The organism is Elioraea sp. Yellowstone (assembly GCF_006704265.1).
GTDB lineage: Bacteria > Pseudomonadota > Alphaproteobacteria > Acetobacterales > Acetobacteraceae > Elioraea.
In genome coordinates, this window is the sequence record NZ_VIKA01000302.1 from 1 (window position 1) to 956 (window position 956).

The 956-nt window shown below is 76.3% G+C and carries 1 protein-coding gene; it reads left to right on the forward strand.

Translation table 11 applies throughout. From position 1 onward, the window contains the following. A partial coding sequence (locus tag FK498_RS19605) for a hypothetical protein (protein ID WP_202614939.1) occupies positions 1 to 956 on the forward strand: 956 nt, incomplete at both ends.

Consider the following 956-nt stretch of genomic DNA (forward strand, 5'->3'; position numbering starts at 1 on the left):
TCGCTCGCCGGCGGCGCCGCCCCGCCGGCGCCGCGCGCGCTCAGCGACAACACGCGGCTGGCCGACGCGGTGCACTGGATCCTCGCACGCGCGATCGCCGACGGCCGGCGCGGCGTGGTGATCACGCTCAGCCTCGCCACCCATGCCGGCGCGCATGACGGCCGTTCGCTGGTCGAGAGCACGATCGACCGCCTGGTCGAGGCCGTGGAGGGAGGCGGGCCGCGCATGCCGATGGTCGCGGTGGTGGTCTGCGCCGGCAATGCGGGCGATGCGCGCGCCCATGCCGCGGTGCCGCTCGCGCCCGGCGGGTCGGGCAGCTTCGGCTGGGAGATCCAGCCGACCGACGAGACGCTGACCGAGATCGAGCTCTGGCACGATCCTGCCGCGACGATCGAGGTCACCCTGCATGCCCCGCCGCACCTGGGGGGGGCGGGATTCGGGCCCTGGACGCTCGCGCCGACCGACGGCGTGCCGGGGCGCTGGCTGCGCGGACCGACGCCGGAACGGGCGGGATTCGGCTGGTGGAGCAACACGCGCCATCCTGGAGGGATGCGGCCGGACTGCATCGGCGTGCGGATCGACCCCGGACTGGATGACCGTTGGGACCGGTCGCTGCGGCTGAACGGCGTCTGGACCTTCACGCTCGAGCATCGCGGCGGCCCGGCGGCGGAGCTGCACGCCTGGGTCGAGCGCGAGCACGACGCGGTGCCGGCGCGCATCACCCCGCCGCCTTTCGCGCAGCGCACGGCCTATGCGCGCGGCACGCTGGGCTCGCTCTGCTGCGGCCGGCACAGCATCGTCGTCGGCGCGGCCTATCGCGCGCCGAGCGCGCCGGGCGGGTTCCGCGTCTCGGCGGTCTCGGGTGCGGGGCCGCGGCCCTGGGGCACCGCTCCGCTCGCCTGGGCGGAGACCGAGGACCCCGCTCGACCCCATCTCTGCGCGGTCGGCATCGGCGC